Annotated in this window: 14 protein-coding genes; 11 read left to right on the top strand and 3 right to left on the bottom strand. The window is 50.8% G+C overall.

Annotated elements, in window-relative coordinates:
- Together ACJJIE_RS20740 and ACJJIE_RS20735 are read right to left on the bottom strand one after the other, a co-directional pair.
- Positions 1-903: a universal stress protein gene (locus ACJJIE_RS20740; RefSeq protein WP_413664448.1), complete on the bottom strand. Its 903-nt coding sequence runs from the start codon at positions 901-903 to the stop codon at positions 1-3.
- Positions 903-2,405 (bottom strand): SulP family inorganic anion transporter, encoded by a 1,503-nt coding sequence (locus tag ACJJIE_RS20735; RefSeq protein ID WP_413664447.1) that lies wholly within the window; start codon positions 2,403-2,405, stop codon positions 903-905. The genes ACJJIE_RS20740 and ACJJIE_RS20735 overlap by 1 nt, the downstream gene beginning before the upstream one ends.
- 372 nt (positions 2,406-2,777) lie before the next feature.
- Between ACJJIE_RS20735 and ACJJIE_RS20730 the strand changes: the two genes are divergently transcribed.
- From ACJJIE_RS20730 to ACJJIE_RS20690, 9 genes are all read left to right on the top strand, one after another.
- Positions 2,778-4,058 (top strand): efflux RND transporter periplasmic adaptor subunit, encoded by a 1,281-nt coding sequence (locus tag ACJJIE_RS20730; RefSeq protein WP_282934194.1) that lies wholly within the window; start codon positions 2,778-2,780, stop codon positions 4,056-4,058.
- A gap of 82 nt (positions 4,059-4,140) precedes the next feature.
- Positions 4,141-4,842 (top strand): ABC transporter ATP-binding protein, encoded by a 702-nt coding sequence (locus ACJJIE_RS20725; protein ID WP_108731860.1) that lies wholly within the window; start codon positions 4,141-4,143, stop codon positions 4,840-4,842.
- Positions 4,843-4,854: 12 nt separating this feature from the next.
- Positions 4,855-6,168, top strand: coding sequence for an ABC transporter permease (locus ACJJIE_RS20720; protein ID WP_282934195.1), 1,314 nt, complete (start codon positions 4,855-4,857; stop codon positions 6,166-6,168).
- Between the two features lie 9 nt (positions 6,169-6,177).
- Entirely contained in the window at positions 6,178-7,383 is a 1,206-nt protein-coding gene (locus ACJJIE_RS20715; protein ID WP_282934196.1) for an ABC transporter permease, read from the top strand.
- A gap of 61 nt (positions 7,384-7,444) precedes the next feature.
- Entirely contained in the window at positions 7,445-7,969 is a 525-nt protein-coding gene (locus ACJJIE_RS20710) for a nuclear transport factor 2 family protein (RefSeq protein WP_282934197.1), read from the top strand.
- A 117-nt stretch (positions 7,970-8,086) separates the two neighbouring features.
- Positions 8,087-9,439 (top strand): sigma-54-dependent transcriptional regulator, encoded by a 1,353-nt coding sequence (locus tag ACJJIE_RS20705; protein WP_282934198.1) that lies wholly within the window; start codon positions 8,087-8,089, stop codon positions 9,437-9,439.
- A 254-nt stretch (positions 9,440-9,693) separates the two neighbouring features.
- Positions 9,694-10,764, top strand: a complete 1,071-nt coding sequence (locus tag ACJJIE_RS20700) for a sensor histidine kinase (protein WP_444892832.1) — start codon at positions 9,694-9,696, stop codon at positions 10,762-10,764.
- A 284-nt stretch (positions 10,765-11,048) separates the two neighbouring features.
- Positions 11,049-13,361 carry an immune inhibitor A domain-containing protein gene (locus ACJJIE_RS20695; protein ID WP_282934200.1) on the top strand — a complete coding sequence of 771 codons (2,313 nt, stop codon included), beginning with the start codon at positions 11,049-11,051 and terminating at the stop codon, positions 13,359-13,361.
- A gap of 157 nt (positions 13,362-13,518) precedes the next feature.
- On the top strand, positions 13,519-13,803 hold the full coding sequence (locus tag ACJJIE_RS20690) for a high-potential iron-sulfur protein (protein WP_444892831.1): 285 nt from the start codon (positions 13,519-13,521) through the stop codon (positions 13,801-13,803).
- Here ACJJIE_RS20690 and ACJJIE_RS20685 read toward each other — a convergent pair.
- A complete protein-coding gene (locus ACJJIE_RS20685) occupies positions 13,800-14,762 on the bottom strand; it encodes an AraC family transcriptional regulator (protein ID WP_444892830.1) in 963 nt (320 codons plus the stop codon). The two genes, ACJJIE_RS20690 and ACJJIE_RS20685, sit on opposite strands and share 4 nt — an antisense overlap.
- A gap of 380 nt (positions 14,763-15,142) precedes the next feature.
- Here ACJJIE_RS20685 and ACJJIE_RS20680 point away from each other — a divergent pair, with 380 nt between their 5' ends.
- Complete coding sequence (locus ACJJIE_RS20680) at positions 15,143-16,285, top strand: efflux RND transporter periplasmic adaptor subunit (RefSeq protein ID WP_444892829.1); 1,143 nt, start codon at positions 15,143-15,145, stop codon at positions 16,283-16,285.
- 99 nt (positions 16,286-16,384) lie between these two features.
- Positions 16,385-19,576 (top strand): efflux RND transporter permease subunit, encoded by a 3,192-nt coding sequence (locus ACJJIE_RS20675; RefSeq protein WP_444892828.1) that lies wholly within the window; start codon positions 16,385-16,387, stop codon positions 19,574-19,576.
- Positions 19,577-19,599 lie beyond the last annotated feature (23 nt).

The raw sequence follows: 19,599 nt of genomic DNA, 5'->3' as shown, positions 1-19,599 counted from the left end.
CTACCGCAACAGCAACAGAGGCTGACGGGCTTTCAACAACATTTTTACAGTGATGCTTCCCATCAGAAGGTCGTGCAGGCGGTTGTGACTGAAAGCTCCCATCACGGTTAGGTCAATCTGGTGCTCAGTTTGGTAGGCCACCAAAGCTTCAACGGTATTGCCAGTGAGATTACTGGCAGTGCAAGTGAGTCCTGCAGAATCCAGTTTGGCCGAGGCTTCAGCCAACAAATTCTCCGCAGTTTCAGCGGGCCCTACATAGACAAGGTGACAGGAGAGTTCGCGAAATAATGGGCTCTCTGCAACCATCGCCAATGCCTTGCACGAGGCCTCACTGCCATCGTAGGCAAGCATCACCCTGCTGGGCTCTGTGAAGTCCCGATTGACCACCAGAATCGGCTTGTGCAGTGAGCGCACTACTGTCTCCAGGTGAGCGCCAAGTCCACGCTCAGAATCCCCGTGCTCTTCACCGCGAATTCCTAACACCAGCGCGCGAATGGAGTCTTCCATTTCCACCACTGATTCTGTCAGGCTGTCGTGACGCTGGCAGGCTTTGATATTTTGCACACCGGCATCTTCGGCGCGGCTGCGGGCGGCCTGTAGCATCAGCTTGCCCTGCTGCACCATTAACTGCGCCCGCTGCTGCTCCAGCGCAGTTAACTCTTCCAGCAACTCCTCCTGACTTCCCAGGCCAATACTGCCGGTAAAATCGGTTACCGCAGGGACACTGCTTCTTTCGATGTTGTGCAACAGCTTCAGCGGTGCTTGCAGGCTCCTGGCCAGCCAGGCCGAGTAATCACACACCGCTCCAGTGTAATGAGAGCCATCGATACAAGAGAGTATCAATGGCGCCTTGCCGCCATTACCTGTGTTCTCATTGTTATTTTCGCTGTTGCTTACGGCCATCAATGTCCTCCAAGAACCCGCTCAATTTCCTCGGGCTTATCGTGTACGCCAAAACGGTCGACGATCGTTTCACTGGCCTCATTCAGTCCTACCAGTTCAACTTGTGCTCCCTCGCGGCGGAACTTAAGCACCACCTTATCCAGCGCATTAACCCCGGAAACATCCCAGAAATGCGCACGGTTGAGGTCGATCACCACCGTATCCACCACCTCTTTGAAATCAAATGAAGCGGTAAACTTATCGGCTGAATTGAAAAATACCTGCCCAATGACCTTGTAAGTGCGGCGACTCTGCTTTTCATCCAGAGAGCTGCTCACATACATAAAGTGACTGACTTTGTTGGCAAAGAACAGCGATGCCAACAGCACACCGACAAATACACCATAGGCCAGGTTGTGAGTCCACACTACCACAACCACAGTGGCCAGCATGACCAAATTTGTAGAGAGTGGGTAGTGCTTCAGGTTGCGGATGGAGCCCCAGTCAAAGGTGCCGATAGAGACCATAATCATGACTGCCACCAGCGCCGCCATGGGGATCACAGCAACCCAGTCACTGATAAACACTACCAGTGTCAGCAGACCGATACCGGCCACCAGAGTGGAAAGACGGCCGCGGCCACCGGATTTCACATTAATAACAGACTGGCCGATCATCGCACAGCCAGCCATACCACCCAGGGTACCCGCAGCAATATTGGCAATACCCTGACCTTTACACTCGCGGTTCTTGTCACTGGTAGTATCCGTCAGGTCGTCGACAATCGTCGCGGTCATCAGGGATTCCAGCAAGCCCACAACGGCCAGACCTGCGGAGTAGGGAAAGATAATCTGTAAGGTTTCAAAGTTAAGCGGAACTTCTGGCCAGAGGAAAACAGGCAAAGTATCCGGCAGCTCACCCATATCGCCGACAGTGCGAATATCCAATCCCATAGTCACCGCCACTGCGGTGAGGAGCAGAATACACACCAGCGGTGATGGCACAGCCTTGCCAATCACGGGGATATAAGGGAACAGGTAAATAATCCCCAGACCCGCCGCAGTCATTGCATAGACTTCCCAGGTGCCGCCGATCAATTCCGGCATTTGCGCCAGGAATATCAATATTGCCAGGGCATTGACGAACCCTGTCACCACAGCCCGGGAGACAAAACTCATTAAGCTCCCCAGCTTCAGGTAACCCGCAATAATTTGCAGTACCCCCGTCAATAAGGTTGCCGCAAGCAAATATTGCAGCCCGTGTTCCTTCACCAGGGTCACCATCAGCAGAGCCATGGCCCCGGTGGCAGCGGAGATCATTCCCGGGCGACCGCCAACAAATGCAATCACAACAGCAATACAGAAAGAGGCGTAGAGCCCGACCCTGGGGTCAACGCCCGCGATAATCGAGAAAGCGATGGCTTCGGGTATCAAAGCCAAGGCCACTACCAGGCCGGCGAGAACATCCCGACGTATGTTGCCGAACCAGTCGGCTTTGGTCGATGAGAGCAGCGAAGGAAACATAGGAGACAGCTAATTAAATTGAGATTGATCAAAAAAAGGCCGCGCACTCTACCATAAACGGCAGCAACCCCGCATGGCACAACCCCCCTATCCCCACTTTTCCTCTGACAAATATCAGAGCTGTCCTCTGCCGTCCGACTGCGGACAAGGCGGACACCGGACACTTTTTGCGGACACCCTCAAGAAAACAAAAAAACACAAAAATCTAAAAAATTCCTTTTATTTCAACAGGTTAAACAAAACTTAACTGTTGGCATGCTTATTGCGATACCCCTCCTAACAAGCAGATTCTTAACTCTGAATCCAAATTTCCAAAAGCCTGCATCCAAATACCAACGACAGGCAAAACAGTAAGAGAAACGGAAAGCCGCAATGATTAGAGATACTTCCAGACAAGATACCAAGATAGAAGCCGTGCCGGTTTGGAAGAACAAAAAGGTCGTCAAAGTCTCGGTATTTGCCAGTTTGACAGTGGCATTCCTGATCTGGGGTATCAGCTCCTGGCACAGCAATAGCTCCGTCGACAGCACCCTTTCCCTGTCCCAAATCAATATCGCCCAGGTCCAGCGAGGAGACCTGGTGCGGGACCTGGTGGTTCAGGGCCAAGTGGTCGCTGCAAACAGCCCAACGCTTTTCAGCCCTGCCCAGGGCATTGTGAAGTTTGCGGTGAAAGCTGGGGATACCGTTGACGAAGGGCAATTGCTGGCCACAGTCGACAGTCCGGAACTATCCAATCAGCTGGCCCAGGAAAACGCCCAACTCAACCAGCTGACGGTGAACCTACAGCGCCAAAAAATCCAGGCCAAACGCCAGCATATGGAAAACCAGCAAAAGGCCGACCTGGCCAAAGTCAACCTCACCGCTGCCAAGCGAGAGTTGAGACGTGCAGAGCTGTCTATGGAAAAGCAAATTATCTCGCGGCTGGATTTTGAAAAAACCAAGGACGATATGGCCCGCGCCCAGCTGGAGTACGAACAAGCCGTACAAAATGCGGGACTGGAAAAAGAATCACTGACCTTTGAAACCCAGAACCTGGAACTCCAGGTCTCACAACAACGTCTTCAGGTAGAAGAAACTGAGCGCCGTGTACGCGAGCTGAACATTATCTCACCGGTCAACGGCACCGTCGGTAGCTTGGCTGTGGCGCAGCGCAGCGCCGTAGGTGCCAATGCGCCACTTATTACAGTCGTCGATCTCACCAGTTTTGAACTCGAGGCCAAGGTGCCGGAAAACTATGCCGACGATCTGGGCATCAGCATGGCCGTGGCAATCAATCTCGGTGGAAAAGAATTATCCGGGGAAATTACCGCAATCTCCCCCGAAGTCATCAACGGTCAGGTGGTTGCACGGGTTCGCTTTACCGAGGGCCAGCCGAAAAAGCTGCGACAAAATCTCCGCCTTACCGCCCGCATACTGCTGGAAAACCGCAATAACGTACTACTGGTCAAACGCGGTGGCTTTCTCGATCAAAGCGGTGGCAATCATGCCTTTCGCTTGAACAGCGAACAACAGGCGGAGCGAGTTTCCATCCAGATAGGCGCCTTTGGCTTAAAACAGGTGGAAATTGTCTCAGGCCTGCAAGAGGGAGACAGAATCATTATCTCCTCTTCCGAGGAGCTCGAAAATGCCCAGCTGGTTGCGCTGACAGATTAACCCGGAATTCAAATTGGAGCTCGGTATAGCTCCTTAGTAAATCAATCAATAGTTTAAAGTTTAAGAAAAAGGGAATATCGCAATGTTGAAAATGAACAATATCCGTAAAAGTTTCCGTACCGATACTATAGAAACTCATGCGCTGCGCGATTTCAGCCTAGAGGTTAAAGAGGGCGAATTTGTTTCGGTGACCGGCCCCAGTGGCTCCGGTAAAACCACCTTTCTCAACATCGCCGGTCTGCTGGAAACTCCCACCAGTGGAGAATACCTGCTCGACGGTGAGAATGTCAGTAATCTCAATGACCGCCAGCGTTCACATCTGCGCAACGAAAAGATAGGCTTTATTTTCCAGGGATTTAACCTGATTCCCGACCTGACCTTATTCGACAATATCGACGTTCCCCTGCGCTATCGTGGTTTCAATGCAAAAGAACGCCGCAAACGTATTGAAAAAGTGCTCGAGCAGGTAGGTCTTTCTGCACGCGCCAAGCACCTGCCAGCACAGCTCTCCGGTGGACAGCAGCAACGTATCGCTATCGCTCGCGCTTTAGCCGGCGAGCCCCGTTTTTTACTCGCGGACGAGCCCACCGGCAACCTCGACTCCTTAATGGCCCGCCAGGTAATGGAGCTACTGGAGTTTATTAACGAGTGGGGAACCACCATTGTGATGGTTACCCACGATCCGGAACTCGCTCGCCGTGCCCATCGCAACATCCAGATCGTGGATGGACAGGTTTGTGATTTACGTGCGGTCCCCGAGCAGCCTGCTGCCGTTACTGCTTAAGGAGTCTGCACCATGTTTGGATACTATATTTCCCTGGCTTTGCGCAGCCTGCGCGGTACGCCAATTTTAAGCGGCTTGATGATCTCTGCTATTGCGGTGGGCGTCGGAGCCTCCATGACTGTTCTCACCCTCAACTATATGATGTCGCAAAATGCACTCCAGCATAAAGATGACGTTCTTTTCGCTGTGCAGCTGGATGGTTGGAACCCTAAGGAAGCTGCAAATACGGCCAATGAGATACCCTGGCAATTGACTTACCAGGATACACAAGCGCTTCTACGCTCAGATATTCCAACTCGCCAAGTTGCCATGCACCGCTTCGGGTTTACGGTTCAACTTGAAAACTCATCGATGCGCCCTTTTACCGCATCTACCCGCGTCACTACGCGCGATTTTTTCTCCCTTTTTGATGTGCCTTTTATTTACGGCGGTACCTGGGAAAATGAAGCAGACTCTTCTCATGTCGCGGTTGTTGTTCTATCCAAGTCGATGAATGACAAATTATTTTCTGGCGAAGACAGTGTAGGCAAATCCATCATCCTAAATGGCGAGCCCTTTACTGTTGTTGGCGTTATTGATCACTGGGAGCCTGCTCCTAAAGTTTATGACCTTAACAACAGTGCCTTTGGCAGCGCCGAAAAACTGTTTGTGCCCTTCGGGCTACATAGGAAACTGGAGATATACAGCTGGGGAAACACCAATGGGTGGAAAAATGGTGAAGGCCATGGCTACGAGGGATTCCTACAAAGTGAGGATATTTGGATACAGTATTGGGTCGAGATAAATAGTAGCGACCAAAAAGCTCAATATGAAGATTTCCTGACTGCATATATTAATGGTGAAAAAATACAGGGGCGCTTTGAACGACCATTAAAATTTGCCCTGAGCAAGCCCTCTGAATGGCTGGTTCTTAACGAAGTCCTCAGAGATGATAACCGTGTATTGGGCTGGATATCTCTGGCTTTCTTATTAGTTTGTATCATCAATGCTGTAGCTTTATTGCTCGCTAAGTTTTTGCGTAAAGCACCCGAGGCTGGTGTCCGACGTGCCCTGGGAGCGAGCAGAGGCGCTATATTTACCCAACACTTAATTGAAAGTTCTGCCATTGGATTAATCGGTGGTATCGCCGGAATATTCATTGCAGTCATGGGTATTAGTGGAATTCGCTACCTAGCCATGGGGCAAATGGATACTGTTGCTACGATGGATTGGATAATGATGATTGCAGCCATCGCTCTCGCTTTGATTGCAAGCCTACTCGCAGGAATCTATCCGGCTTGGCGTATCAGCCGTACCAACCCCTCCATTTATCTGAAAACCCAGTAAGGCCGAATCATGTTGGAATTGAAACCTATGTTGTCTGCCCTCTGGCGCAACAAAATATCAGCAATGTTAATCGCTATGCAGCTAGCATTAACATTGGCGATCATCAGTAACATTGTGGTTATTGTACAGGATCGCATTGGCAAGATAACACGACCGACAGGTATTGCCGTGGAAGAAATTATTGCTATAAACGTTATGGCAATCCCCCAAGATTACGACATGATCAGTGCAGCTTCTTCTGATTTAAAATTGCTACGCGAACTGTCCCACGTCAAGGACGCATCTGTTACACAGCAAGTACCCTTATCACAATCAGGATCTGCTGGCGTATTTTACACGCAGCCAAATCAGGAAATCGGTGGGGTCGTCTCCAACCGTTACAATACAGATCCACACTTCATTAATACTCTAGGTCTTAATTTAATTGCGGGCCGAAATTTTACAGATGTGGAAATGCAGTATTTTGACCCTAATGAAATCAGGGAAATGTCAGTTGCCATTATCACTAAGCAGTTCGCTGAAAAACTGTACCCTAACCAGGACCCTATAGGTAAACCTTTATATGATGGCAACAACCATCCAATAGAAATCATTGGTGTTGTCGAGAGACATCTGGGAGCCTGGGTAGGATGGTCAAACGCAGGTAATGTAGCCTTTTTTCCCGTCGTTAGAAACACGCAAGATATAAATTATTTAGTTCGGACTGAATCAGGAAAGCGCAATGACGTACTGAAGGTACTAGAGGAAAAATTATCTGAACGCGACCCTCAAAGAGTAATAAAAACAAAAGTACTTACAGAGTATGTCGCCCGAAGTTATGCCCGCGATAATTTAATGGTTAAAGTCCTATCTATTGTTGCTGCCATGTTGAGTTTTATTGTAGCTCTTGGCATTGTAGGCCTAACCATATTCTGGATTAATCAAAGGGCCAAACAAATTGGGGTTAGACGTGCATTAGGAGCCACCCGCACCAATATCAGTCGCTATTTTCTTATAGAAAACGGAATGATAGCGAGCCTGGGTATCGCAGTTGGCAGTGCAGCAGCACTAATTGCCAATCAATATATGGTTCGCGATTACTCACAGCCCACTTTGACAATTGCACCCCTAGTTGTTTGTGCATTACTGGTACTTTTAGTCAGTCTTGTAGCTGCACTTGCCCCAGCGTTACGAGCAGCGAATATATCGCCGGCAACAGCCACCCGAAGTATCTAAATAACAACCTTGAGGGGGTGGCCTACTTGCTCGCCCCCAGCAAACAATAAGGACATTGATTTTGTTAAAAAAAATATTTTCTTTATTTTTTATGGGGCTGCCCCTCCTAAGCTCAGCTTCTCAAGCTGAAAAACATCCAGTTATTGCTGGACCAATAGCAAATGAAGAATTAGTACAACAAATTACAAAAGCTGACCAACGCTTATTTGATGCGTTATTCAACAATTGTGATCTAAGAGAAGCACAAAACCTGGTGACCGATGATTTTGAAATGTACCATGACAAGTGGGGTCAAACAGCGAAGTCTGGAGAAGAGTTTGTCAAGGCCATTACCAATATGTGTAAACAGCGTGAAAATGGAAATGATATTCGTGCACGTCGTGAATTGGTAATCGAGAGTTCTAAAGTCTACCCCGTCAACCATTATGGTGCTATTCAGTCCGGTACCCATCGATTTTATGGCATCAATGACGACAATTCTGAAGTCTTACGGGAAAGTTCTCAGTTCACTCATCTCTGGAAACAGGTTGATGATAAGTGGCAGCTCGCGAGGGTACTTAGCTTCGACCATAAACCCGCTGAGTAACATATCGGCCACCAACTCTCCCGAACCTATTTGTGGCAGGGAAAACCTGCCACAAACATTCCCCCTCGCCACCAACACATTGCATAATAGGCGCCTTAATAGCGTGTCTTAGAAACTATGGACAAAGTACTTATTATTGATGACAACAGCAGTATCGTTTCCGCCCTGGAGATCCTGTTGTCCCTGCATGACTTGCAGCCACTTTGTGCGATTACTCCTCAAGCCGGATTACAACTGCTGCGAGAGAACAGCGATGTAAGCCTGGTTATCCAGGATATGAATTTCACCGCTGATACAACCTCTGGGGAAGAAGGCAAAGAGCTGTTCTTCGCAATTCGGGAAATAAATCCGGACCTTCCAATTATCCTTTTGACCGCTTGGACCCAACTGGAAATGGCAGTCGAGTTAGTCAGAGCTGGGGCTGCTGATTACCTGGGCAAACCCTGGGATGACAATAAACTAATATCCACAATTAACAATTTATTGGAGTTGGGAGAATTACAAAAGCGCCAGCAGGCATCCCAGCAACAGGTTTTGGATGCTCGACGCCAATTACAGGAAGATTTTCTACTACAAGGCATAATTTACCGCAGCGATAAAATGCAAAAGCTGCTGGAGATGGCCACTCAAGTAGCTAAATCTGAAGTTCCTATCCTGATCACAGGACCAAATGGGGCCGGCAAAGAGAAGATTGCTGAGATTGTCCAAGCGAACTCTTCATCGAGAGAAGGGCCTTTTATTAAAGTTAACGTAGGTGCACTGCCAGAAGATCTGATGGAAGCAGAGCTGTTCGGAGCCGAACCCGGAGCCTATACCGGCGCCGGCAATCGGGCACGGGAGGGTAGGTTTGAGGCCGCCGATGGCGGCACCCTGTTTCTCGATGAAATTGGCGAGCTGTCATCCAGTGGCCAGGTGAAACTACTGCGCGTACTGCAAACCGGGGAATTCCAACGTTTAGGCAGCAGCCAAACCCGCAAAACCAAAGTTCGGGTAATCAGTGCTACCAATAGGGATCTCCACAAGGCTATCGGGGAAGGTAAGTTTCGCCAGGATTTATTTTATCGACTCAATGTTATAGAACTGCGCCTCCCGCCACTACATGAGCGCCCTGAAGACATCCCTCCCCTGGCGATGAGCTTCCTCGCAGAAAGTGGCAACTCAAAAAAACTATCTCCTCAAGCGTTAAACGCCCTTACTCGCTATCATTGGCCCGGCAATGTGCGAGAACTTCAAAATGTTATGCAGCGAGCGGCCGTCCTTAGTCAGGAGGATACTATCGATGAAGCCGTCCTGGCACTTCCTGAGCAAACGCCAACCGACAAAGTGGAAGTGAGTTTTGAGCCCAGTCGCGAGTTGCTACAGGAGACTCTCTCCAATTGTAATGGCATTATTGCCCAGGCTGCACGTGAACTCGGTATGAGCCGTCAAGCGCTGTATCGCCGCTTGGAAAAACACGGTATACCCTATTGATGTCAAAATATTTTTCGCTTGAAGGCCGCCTAATTGCAATAGCAGCTATTCCTTTATTAGCCGGCATTACTATCAGCTGGCTCGGCACCCGAGCGGGCTTTAGCCCATCACTCTCCTGGGCTGTGGGGCTTTTAGCTTCACTGCCCCTGTTAATTGGACTTATAAGGCACACAATTGGCCCCCTGAACAGCACCATAAAATCACTGCAAAATGGGCTGCTAAATTTTCGTGACGGCGACTTCTCAATCTCCCTTGTGCCCCCGAAGGACAATGAGCTCCGACAAATAACACTGCTTTATAATGAGATTGGCGAACACTTACGTAAAGAGCGTGCTCATATTTATCAACGAGAACTCCTTTTAGATACCGTTATCCAGACATCTCCCCAAGCTCTTTTACTGGTCGATCAAAGCGATCGCATCATTTACTCAAACAGTAGTGCCAAACAACTACTCAATAATGGGAAACCTATACAAGGATTACTATTACAAAAGCTCCTGCCCAAAAGCCCCAAAGAAATAGTTAGCGCCATAAACAGCTGGAAAAATGGACTATTTAATTACACTGATACTAATGGGCCACACTCCATGCATATCGGAAATAGTACTTTTGTATTAAATGCCCAGAAGCATCGCTTAATCGTCTTGCGAGAAATGACCCGCGAACTAACCCGTGCAGAGGTAGAAGTTTGGAAAAAAGTTATTCGCTTGATCAGTCATGAACTGAACAACTCTTTAGCCCCAATTTCATCTCTCGCCCACTCAGGAAAGGTGCTGGTAACAAAACCTGGAAAAGAGCAAGCACTGGAAAAAGTGTTCGATATTATTGCAGACCGCTGCAAGCACCTTACGGAGTTCACCCAAGGGTATGCCTCTTTTGCAAAACTCCCTCCTCCAAGTTGCGAGACCATAGCTTGGCAAGATCTAGTCGATCGTATAATGCCAATTCAAGCGTTCTCACTTAAAGGCTCCTTACCAGATGAACCCGGTTATTTTGATCTCATTCAACTAGAGCAAGCCCTGCTAAATTTGATTAAGAATTCACGAGAAGCAGGCAGTAATAGTGAGGATATTGAGCTTGAAATCGCCACCGATACCTTTGGACAAAAGTTAGTACTCTCCGATCGTGGCTGCGGCATGAGTGAGAAAGTACTTGAGCAGGCGCTGCTCCCCTTTTTCTCAACTAAAGAGCAAGGTGTCGGCCTGGGCTTAGCGCTTTGCCGGGAAATCATTGATGCACACGACGGGTACATACAGCTCTTGAACCGCCCCAGCGGGGGGTTGCAAATTTGCCTTTGGCTACCATGGAAAAATAAAAAAAACTAGACATGTAACAAGCTATGCTACAGAAGCTCTTCAGATGGGGAAATAATTTTCATTAACATCTTCAGGAAAATTTATCAGCGATCAAATAAACATCACACTTTAGTTTAAAATTGTGCCACCCCCCCATAAATTTATTGCGGCCTATTCATCTTAAAACGTCATCCCTCTGTAGCTAATAATAAAAAACCTGAGCTGCCATAACTCGAAATCTGACTATTTTAGTAAATTTTATTTATGTCTAATTTCGGAACTTAAAATCATCTCGGAACGCACAAGAAGGGATCATGCTAAAAATAAACAGTTTGCTCTCCGTCGGCACGCTGGCACTGAGCCTGATGACAGTCAATGCCCACGCCGTTAATTCATCTCAAAAGGGTGGTGATCAAGTCGACTTGGTCATTGCCAATGAAGCCAAATTGATTGATATGCTCAAGCGCTCTGGTCGCATCAGCCAAGATGCCTCTATTGCCGAAGCTGAGCGCACTTTACGGGTTTATTTAAAAGAGCGGGCCACCCATAGTATTAATGGGGCTCAAGATCTTACCAGCGATACCGTAACAATGATGCGCGATGCCCGAGGAGGGCACCACCCTCGGCTTAAAAGGGGCAAAGGTTCCCTTCACCGCAACCACGGCAGCCGCTACCCTAGAAACATTCAACTTGAGAGCTACGACGGTGAAGCCCAAACTGCACGGGTTCTCGCTATTTTGATGGAGTTCCCCGATTTTCCCCATAACAGCATCGAACCCGGGGAAAGTGATATGTACTACGCGGATTACGCCGCTGAACATTACGCTGACCTGCTTTTCTCCCAAAATGGCTTTGAAGGCCCCAATGGGGAAAACATGCTATCCATGCAACAGTTTTACTGGCAGCAATCCGGTAACAGCTACTCGGTTGAAGGCTCTGTTGCAGGTTGGTATATGGCCAGCCAACCAGCAGCTTATTACGGCAATAACACCGATGGAGATGCCCGCTCCCTAATTCGTGAGGCCCTGGAAGCTGCAGCTGCCGACCCCACAGTAGACCTGTCAGATTTTGATATTGAAGACCGTTACGACCTGGATGGTGATGGCGACTTTTGGGAAGCAGATGGTTTGGTAGATCACATCATGATCTTCCACTCCTCGGTTGGTGAAGAAGCAGGTGGCGGGCAACTGGGTGAAGACGCCATTTGGTCTCACCGTTGGAACCTTGGCGGAGTCTATTCACTTGAAGGGACTACTGCGGAGGTAGATTACTGGGGCGGCACTATGGCTGCTTACGATTACACCATTCAGCCGGCGGACGCCGCTGCAGGGGTTGTCAGCCATGAATATGGCCATGATTTGGGCCTGCCCGATGAATACGATACCGATGGAAGCGGCCGTGGAGAACCCGTCTCCTACTGGTCCATTATGTCCAGTGGTAGCTGGGCTGGTGTAACACCGGGTGCAGAACCCACGGGCTTTTCCGCATATGCCAAGGAATACCTGCAACACAACCATGGTGGGAACTGGCTTCACGGTGAAACTATTGCACTAGATGAAATTCCTCGCCGCGGTATCGAGTTGCTACTCGATGAAGCGGTTAATAAGGGGACCAATAACGATGCCGTCCGAATTGACCTACCTGCAAAACAAGAAATAGTTACCGAACCCAGCAGTGGGGAATACGCCTACTTCAGTGGTAGCGGCAACAACCTGCAAAACTCTATGACAATATCTGTTGATCTGAGCAATGCAGAAACAGCAAGCCTCTCTTTCAAAGCTTGGTACGACATTGAGCTGGATTGGGATTACGCCGCGATCATGGTAGATTCCGGTGATGGCTTTGTCTCCATTCCTGGTTCAGTAACTACAGATACCAACCCCAACGGCACCAACCCAGGTAATGGTATTACTGGTAGCTCCGAGGGCTGGATTGACGTTGCATTCGATCTAAGCGCTTACGCCGGGCAAGAAATTAGCCTTTCGCTTGCCTATATTACTGATGGCGCCGTAGCGAATTCAGGTCTTTTTGCCGATGACATCAGCATCGAAATTGATGACACAACATTCCTTTTCGATGATGCTGAGACTGATGGCAACTTTAGCCTTGCAGGCTTTAGCCGAAACCCAGGCTATCTTGAGCACGATCACTACTATTTACTCGAATGGCGTACTCATCGCGGCGTTGATGCCGGATTGGCGCACGTGAATGTAGCTGGCGAAATGCTCACTTTCACGGAAGGCCTCTTGGTTTGGTACGTAGATTCCAGCTACGATAATAACTGGGTTGGCGTACACCCAGGAAACGGCTTCCTCGGAGTTGTTGATGCTGACCAAAATGTATTGAGATGGAGTGATGACTCTGTTGCCAGTACCCGCTATCAGGTTCACGATGCCACATTTAATATCGAAAGAGCCGACGACATGGTTCTGGATTTACTCGAGGACTACGGCATACTCCTGAGTGACACTCACAACCGCCGCTACCCATTGTTTAATGACACCCGGAGCTATAGCAGCGAAGAAATACCAGATGCCGGCCGCGCTATCACACCTTACGGCTTAAAGGTTCGGGTCGTATCTCGCAGCGGAGATAAATCTGTAGCTAAAATACGCGTAACCAAGTAAAAGAAGTAAAAACAGACGGCGCCTACATGGCGCCGTCTCCAACTTAACAAATAGAATAAAATTACCGCTTAAAACAAAGCCTTTAATTTGAGCAAAACTCCCTTCTCCAGCTAACCTGAATGCCAGAAACTTTTTTTCATCATTCAGGCATTCATTTATGGAAAAGCCGCTAGACAATTCCCGTCGTCACTTTCTTAAGCTTTCAGGAACATCGCTACTTTTAATTCCTACCACATTTATCACAGCACCCTCGGCACAGGCACAAATCAAAGCACAAAAAGACAAGGTAAATTACCAGGATACTCCCAAGGATGGGAAAAAGTGCGTGGACTGTCAGCTGTTTGAGCCCCCCAATGCCTGCCTGGTTGTGGAGGGCGATATCAGCCCCGAAGGGTGGTGTAGCTTATTTGTTTTGAAGCAGGGCAACCCAGTTTCAAATTAAGCTGGGACCCGCTGCTCACCGCGCAATTTAATCACATCCGCGCGGGGCGGAAGACCAAACATGCGGCTGTATTCACGACTGAAATGCGAGGGGCTCTCATAGCCAACCCGATAGCTGGCGGAAGCCGCTTCCAGCCCCTCGGTCAACATTAGGCGTCGTGCCTCGTGTAAGCGCAGCTTTTTCTGGAACTGCAACGGGGACATGCGGGTGATCTGCTTAAAGCTGTGATATAGGGATGACTCACTCATATTGGCCTGGTCAGCCAAGTCACTGATACGCAATGGCTCTGAGAAGCGGTCTTTCAGCACCTCAATCACCCGGGATACCCGGTTCGCCTGGCTATCTACCATGGCAAACTTGCGCATCCGCGCGCCGATCTCCCCCATCAAGGCACGATAGATAATCTCACGCCGGGCTAATGGCGCCAGTATCGGGGCATCTCTAGGACTATCCAGCAAGGAGACCAGCCGGTTTAGCGCATCGAGCATACTGTAATCCATTTTGGTCAGGCACAGGCCGCAGCTGACTTCGGGGCAGTCGTAGCCAGCCTCCACACCCGGCGCCTTATCACCTAGCTCCATAACCAAGTCTGCCACCTCTTGCGGGTCGATCGTTATCTTTACCCCGAGGAACGGTGTATCCAGGGAAGCGTCTTCAACGCGTCCCAGGATCGGTAAGTGCACTGAGGTTGCCACATAGCTCAGCGGCATATAGGAAATTTCCCGGTCTCCCAGCTCTAAGGTCTTGCGGCCTTGAATAATAAAATTCAGGGACGGTGTATACACCGATGCCGCACAGGCTCCCGGCTCATTGCAGCGAATCAGGGAGAGACCACCCAGTACCGTTTCATTTAATCCCTGTTCCGGTGCCTGACGCATCAGGGAGGCAATCAGCTTCTGCCGTATCGACTCCATATCCATGGCGACAGAGTTAAATTCCGCTCTTTTTTCAATGCTCATATGCTCCCCTTGTGCCCGCTAACAATTCCACGACTCAACACGAAGTGGCACAGAGTATACGGAGTTTTAGGCAATTTCCGTGCAGTTTTGCAGGATTGGGCAATTACTGTGCAGTAATAGGTAACCATAATCGATTAACAGGCCTACAGTCGCTGTAATATCTTAATCACTTTTTGCGATAACTAGTTATATATCCAGTTCTTTACACGTCCACCAGAATGTGATCCTTCCAACCCAAAAGCACGCCTTAAGTAGAAATAGGCAATCAATTAACAGTTCCCGGATACCGCAACCAACTTGGCCACCGCTAGAGTTACGCCCTTACTGGGAGAAGCACCCAATAGCCCTTCCCCCTCCGTAGCAAAGGGAGTACACGCGTAATGGTAAGAAAATTAACGACGGTTTTATTCGGCGTATCTGCACTGGTACTCGCCGGCTGTAACAGTGACGCACCCAGCGGTCAACAACCGCCTCCCCCAGCCGTGGAGGTCGCCCAGGTATCTGCAGGAAATACGACATTGTGGCGCAGCTTTACCGGCCGTGTGGCAGCCCCAGAAACCGTTGAACTGCGCCCACGGGTTAGCGGTTATATCGAAAAGGTTTCATTTGCCGAGGGAACTCTGGTCAAACAGGGCGATATCCTGTTCACCATTGACCCCCGCCCTTATCAGGCCCGCGAACGCGCCGCCCGCGCAGACCTGGCTCGGGTTCGCAGCGACCTCTCCTATAGCGAGAAGCAAGCCGGCCGGGCAAAACAGCTACTCAACAGCAAAGCCATCTCCCGCGAGGAATACGATCGGCGTATCGCTTCGCGAGATTCGGCCCGAGCGGCCCTCAGCGCCGCCGAGGCAGCACTGGAAAATGCCCAGTTGGACCTTCAATACACTGAAGTTAAAGCACCAATAAGTGGCCGAGTAAGCCGCGCCCTGGTTACTCAAGGCAATCTCGCCAATGCCGACAGCACCCTGCTGACAACGCTGGTCTCTGTCGACCCAATGTACGTGTATTTCGAAAGTGACGAACAGACTTTTGCTAAGGGCCGCGACTTACTTAATAGCGGGCAAAAACCTGCTGTGCGCGTAGGTCTCGCCGGTGAGCAGGGCTATCCACACAGTGGAGAGTTGGACTTTATTGATAACCGCTTGAACAGCCATACCGGCACTATTCAGTTCCGCGCTGTGGTTAACAACAGGGACGGCTTTTTCAGACCGGGGCAATTTGCTCGGGTGGAAATGCCAATTGAAGAGGTTTCACAGGCAGTTTTAATCAATAGCAAAGCGGTTCTTACCGATCAGGACCGCCGCTATGTTTACATCGTCAACGACAGTAATGTCACCGAAAAGCGCCCCGTGGTCGCTGGCCAACGCCAAGGTGACCTTGTGGTTATCCGCAGCGGCCTGGAGCCCGGCGAGAAAATTGTGGTGAATGGCCTGCAAAAGATTTTCTTCCCGGGCATGCCGGTCGCACCGGAAATGGTGGCCATGCAGGAGCAGGTAAAGGCGACCCAAGTCGCTGGCCACTAAACAAAGAGCAAGGGGCTTGCCGAAGTGAGCCCATACATTCAGCTAATCCTATCAATGGAATCCGAGCGGCTGACTGAGTCGCTCTCGGAGTAGCAGTATATGAATTTTTCCCGTTTCTTTGTCGACAGACCGATATTTGCATCCGTGTTGTCGATCATTATTTTCGTCGTCGGCCTGATCAGTATTCCCTCACTGCCGGTCAGCGAATATCCCGAAGTTGTGCCCCCCAGCGTGCAAGTAAGTGCTCGCTATCCTGGCGCCAACCCTAAGACGATCTCAGAAACTGTAGCCACGCCGCTGGAAGAAGCGATTAACGGCGTGGAAAATATGATCTACATGAAGTCAGTGGCTGGTAGTGACGGCACCCTGACTTTGAACGTGACCTTTGAGTTGGGCACCGACCCGGACCAAGCCCAGGTACAGGTGCAAAACCGGGTGTCCCAGGCCCTGCCGCGCCTGCCCGAAGATGTCCGCTTGCAAGGTGTTACTACCCAGAAGCAGTCACCAAACCTGATGATGGCGGTGCACCTGATTTCACCGGACGACAGCCTCGACGCTACCTATATTCGCAACTACGCCGTACTGCATATTCGCGATGAGCTATCGCGCATTCCCGGCGTAGGCCTCGCCGCCGTATTCGGTTCCGGTGACTACGCCATGCGCTTGTGGGTGGACCCGCAGAAAGCCGCCGCCGTAGGCATTACTGCTGCCGATATTGTCAGTGCCGTGCGCGAGCAGAACGTACAGGTTTCCGCCGGCCAGATCGGCGCCTCCCCCATGCCGAACGGCTCCGACTTCCTGATTTCCATTAACGCCAAAGGCCGCCTGGAAAGTGAAGAGGAGTTTGGCGATGTTGTACTCAAGACCGGCAATGATGGTGAGATCACCCGCCTGCGAGATGTGGCCCGTGTAGAGCTGGCCTCTTCCCAGGACTCCCTGCGCGCCCTGCTCAATGGCCGCCAGGCTGTCGCTATCCCTATTTTCCAATCCCCCGGCTCCAACTCACTGGAGGTTTCTGCGGCGGTACGGGAGAAAATGGCTGAACTGGATGATCAGTTCCCGGAAGGCCTCAAGTGGGAAGTCGCTTACGACCCCACGGTTTTTGTTAGCACCTCCATCAGCTCAGTGATCAAGACCCTACTGGAAGCCGTGCTGCTCGTGGTTCTGGTAGTTATCCTGTTCCTGCAAACCTGGCGCGCCTCATTGATCCCACTGTTGGCCGTGCCGGTATCTATTGTCGGCACCTTTGCGGTGCTGTTGATGTTGGGCTTCTCAATCAACACCCTAACCTTGTTCGCTATGGTGCTGGCCATCGGTATTGTGGTGGATGACGCCATTGTGGTGGTGGAAAACGTCGAGCGGAATATCGAGGAGGGACTGACGCCTTTAGCCGCTGCCCACCAAGCCATGCGCGAGGTGAGCGGTCCGATTGTCGCGATCAGCCTGGTGCTCTGCGCAGTGTTTGTGCCCATGGCATTCCTGGACGGCATCACCGGCCAGTTCTACCGCCAGTTCGCCACCACCATTGCCATCGCCACTATTATCTCCGCGATCAACTCTCTGACTCTGTCTCCGGCTCTGGCGGCAACTCTGTTGAAGCCTCACGGCGCCAAACCGGATATGCCTGCGCGCATTATTGAGCGTTTGTTCGGCTGGATATTCCGCCCGTTCAACCGCTTCTTCCAGCGCAATTCCGAGCGTTACCAGCGGATCGTTGGTGGTAGCCTCAAGCGTCGCGGTATCGTATTTGGTGTTTACCTGATATTGCTCGGCGGTACTTTCGCCCTGTTCCAACAGGTGCCCGGCGGTTTTATTCCGGTTCAGGATAAGACTTACCTGGTGGGTAGTATCCGCCTGCCGGAAGGTGCTTCTCTGGACCGCACCGAGGAAGTTGCTCGCCGCGTGAGTGAATTGGCCCTGGAAACAGAAGGTGTTGCCAACGCCGCGGCCTTTGTCGGCTTCAATGCCCTGCAAGGTACCAACACCCCCAACGTGGGCACGGTATTTATCCTGTTCGATGATTTCGATGAACGTGAGCGCAGTGCCCAGGAAATCGCTGCGGAGCTAAATGGCAAGATCTCACAGATCAAGGAAGGCTTTGCCATGACCTTTATGCCGCCGCCCATCTTCGGTCTGGGTGCCGGCTCCGGCTACTCCCTCTATGTTCAGGACCGTCGCGGTGCCGGCTACGGTGAGCTGCAAAACGCCACCAATATGTTGGCTGGCGCCCTGAGCCAAGCCAGCGGCCTCAGCTACCCCTTCAGCTCCTACCAGGCCAATGTGCCGCAAATGGACGCGGAAGTGGATCGACTACAGGCCAAGGCTCAAGGTGTGCGCATGGACGACTTGTTCGGCACCCTGCAGCTCTACTTCGGCTCTATGTATATCAACGACTTCAACCTTTTCGGCCGCACCTACCAGGTCGTTGCCCAGGCTGATGCACCCTTCCGCGATGAAGTGCAGGATCTCGATAATCTCTACACTCGCAATATGAATGGGGAGATGGTGCCCATCAGCACCATGGTGACCCTGCGCCAGAGTTACGGACCCGATCCGGTGATCCGCTACAACGGCTATCCCGCAGCCGACCTGATGGGGCAGTCCGATCCCAGCATGCTGTCCTCTTCCGAGGCACTGGCAGCGGTTGAGCAGGTTGCCAGCCAAGCCCTGCCACCGGGCATGCAAATCCAGTGGACCGACCTCAGCTTCCAGCAGGTCAACCAGGGCAATGCCGCTATGGTGGTTTTCCCTCTCGCAGTACTACTGGTATTCCTGGTGCTGGCCGCCCTCTATGAAAGCTGGGTAATGCCACTGGCGGTGATCCTGATCGTGCCCATGTGTCTGCTGGCTGCACTATTCGGTGTCTGGGCTACTGGCGGCGACAACAATGTATTTGTTCAAGTCGGGCTGGTTGTACTGATGGGGCTGGCTTGTAAGAACGCCATTTTAATCGTGGAATTTGCTCGCGAACTGGAAATGGAAGGCAAAGGCACTGTCGAGGCTGCACTGGAAGCCTGCCGCCTGCGTCTGCGCCCGATCATTATGACCTCAGTCGCCTTTATTGCCGGTGTTGTTCCACTGGTATTGGCCGGCGGCGCTGGCGCTGAGGTGCGCAATGCCATGGGCATTACCGTATTTACCGGCATGATCGGTGTAACCCTGTTTGGCCTGTTCCTCACTCCGGTATTTTATGTTGCCCTGCGCAAGATTGCCGGCGGCAAACTATCAGCTGCCCGCACTACAGATAGCCAGGAGAGTAACTTACCTCTGGAGCAAGTAGCTAACACTTAACCCCGCTTAGCCCGGGCGCATAA

This window comes from Microbulbifer maximicatervae (SeqCode) (assembly GCF_052467325.1).
This window is presented reverse-complemented; position numbering and strand designations above follow the sequence as displayed.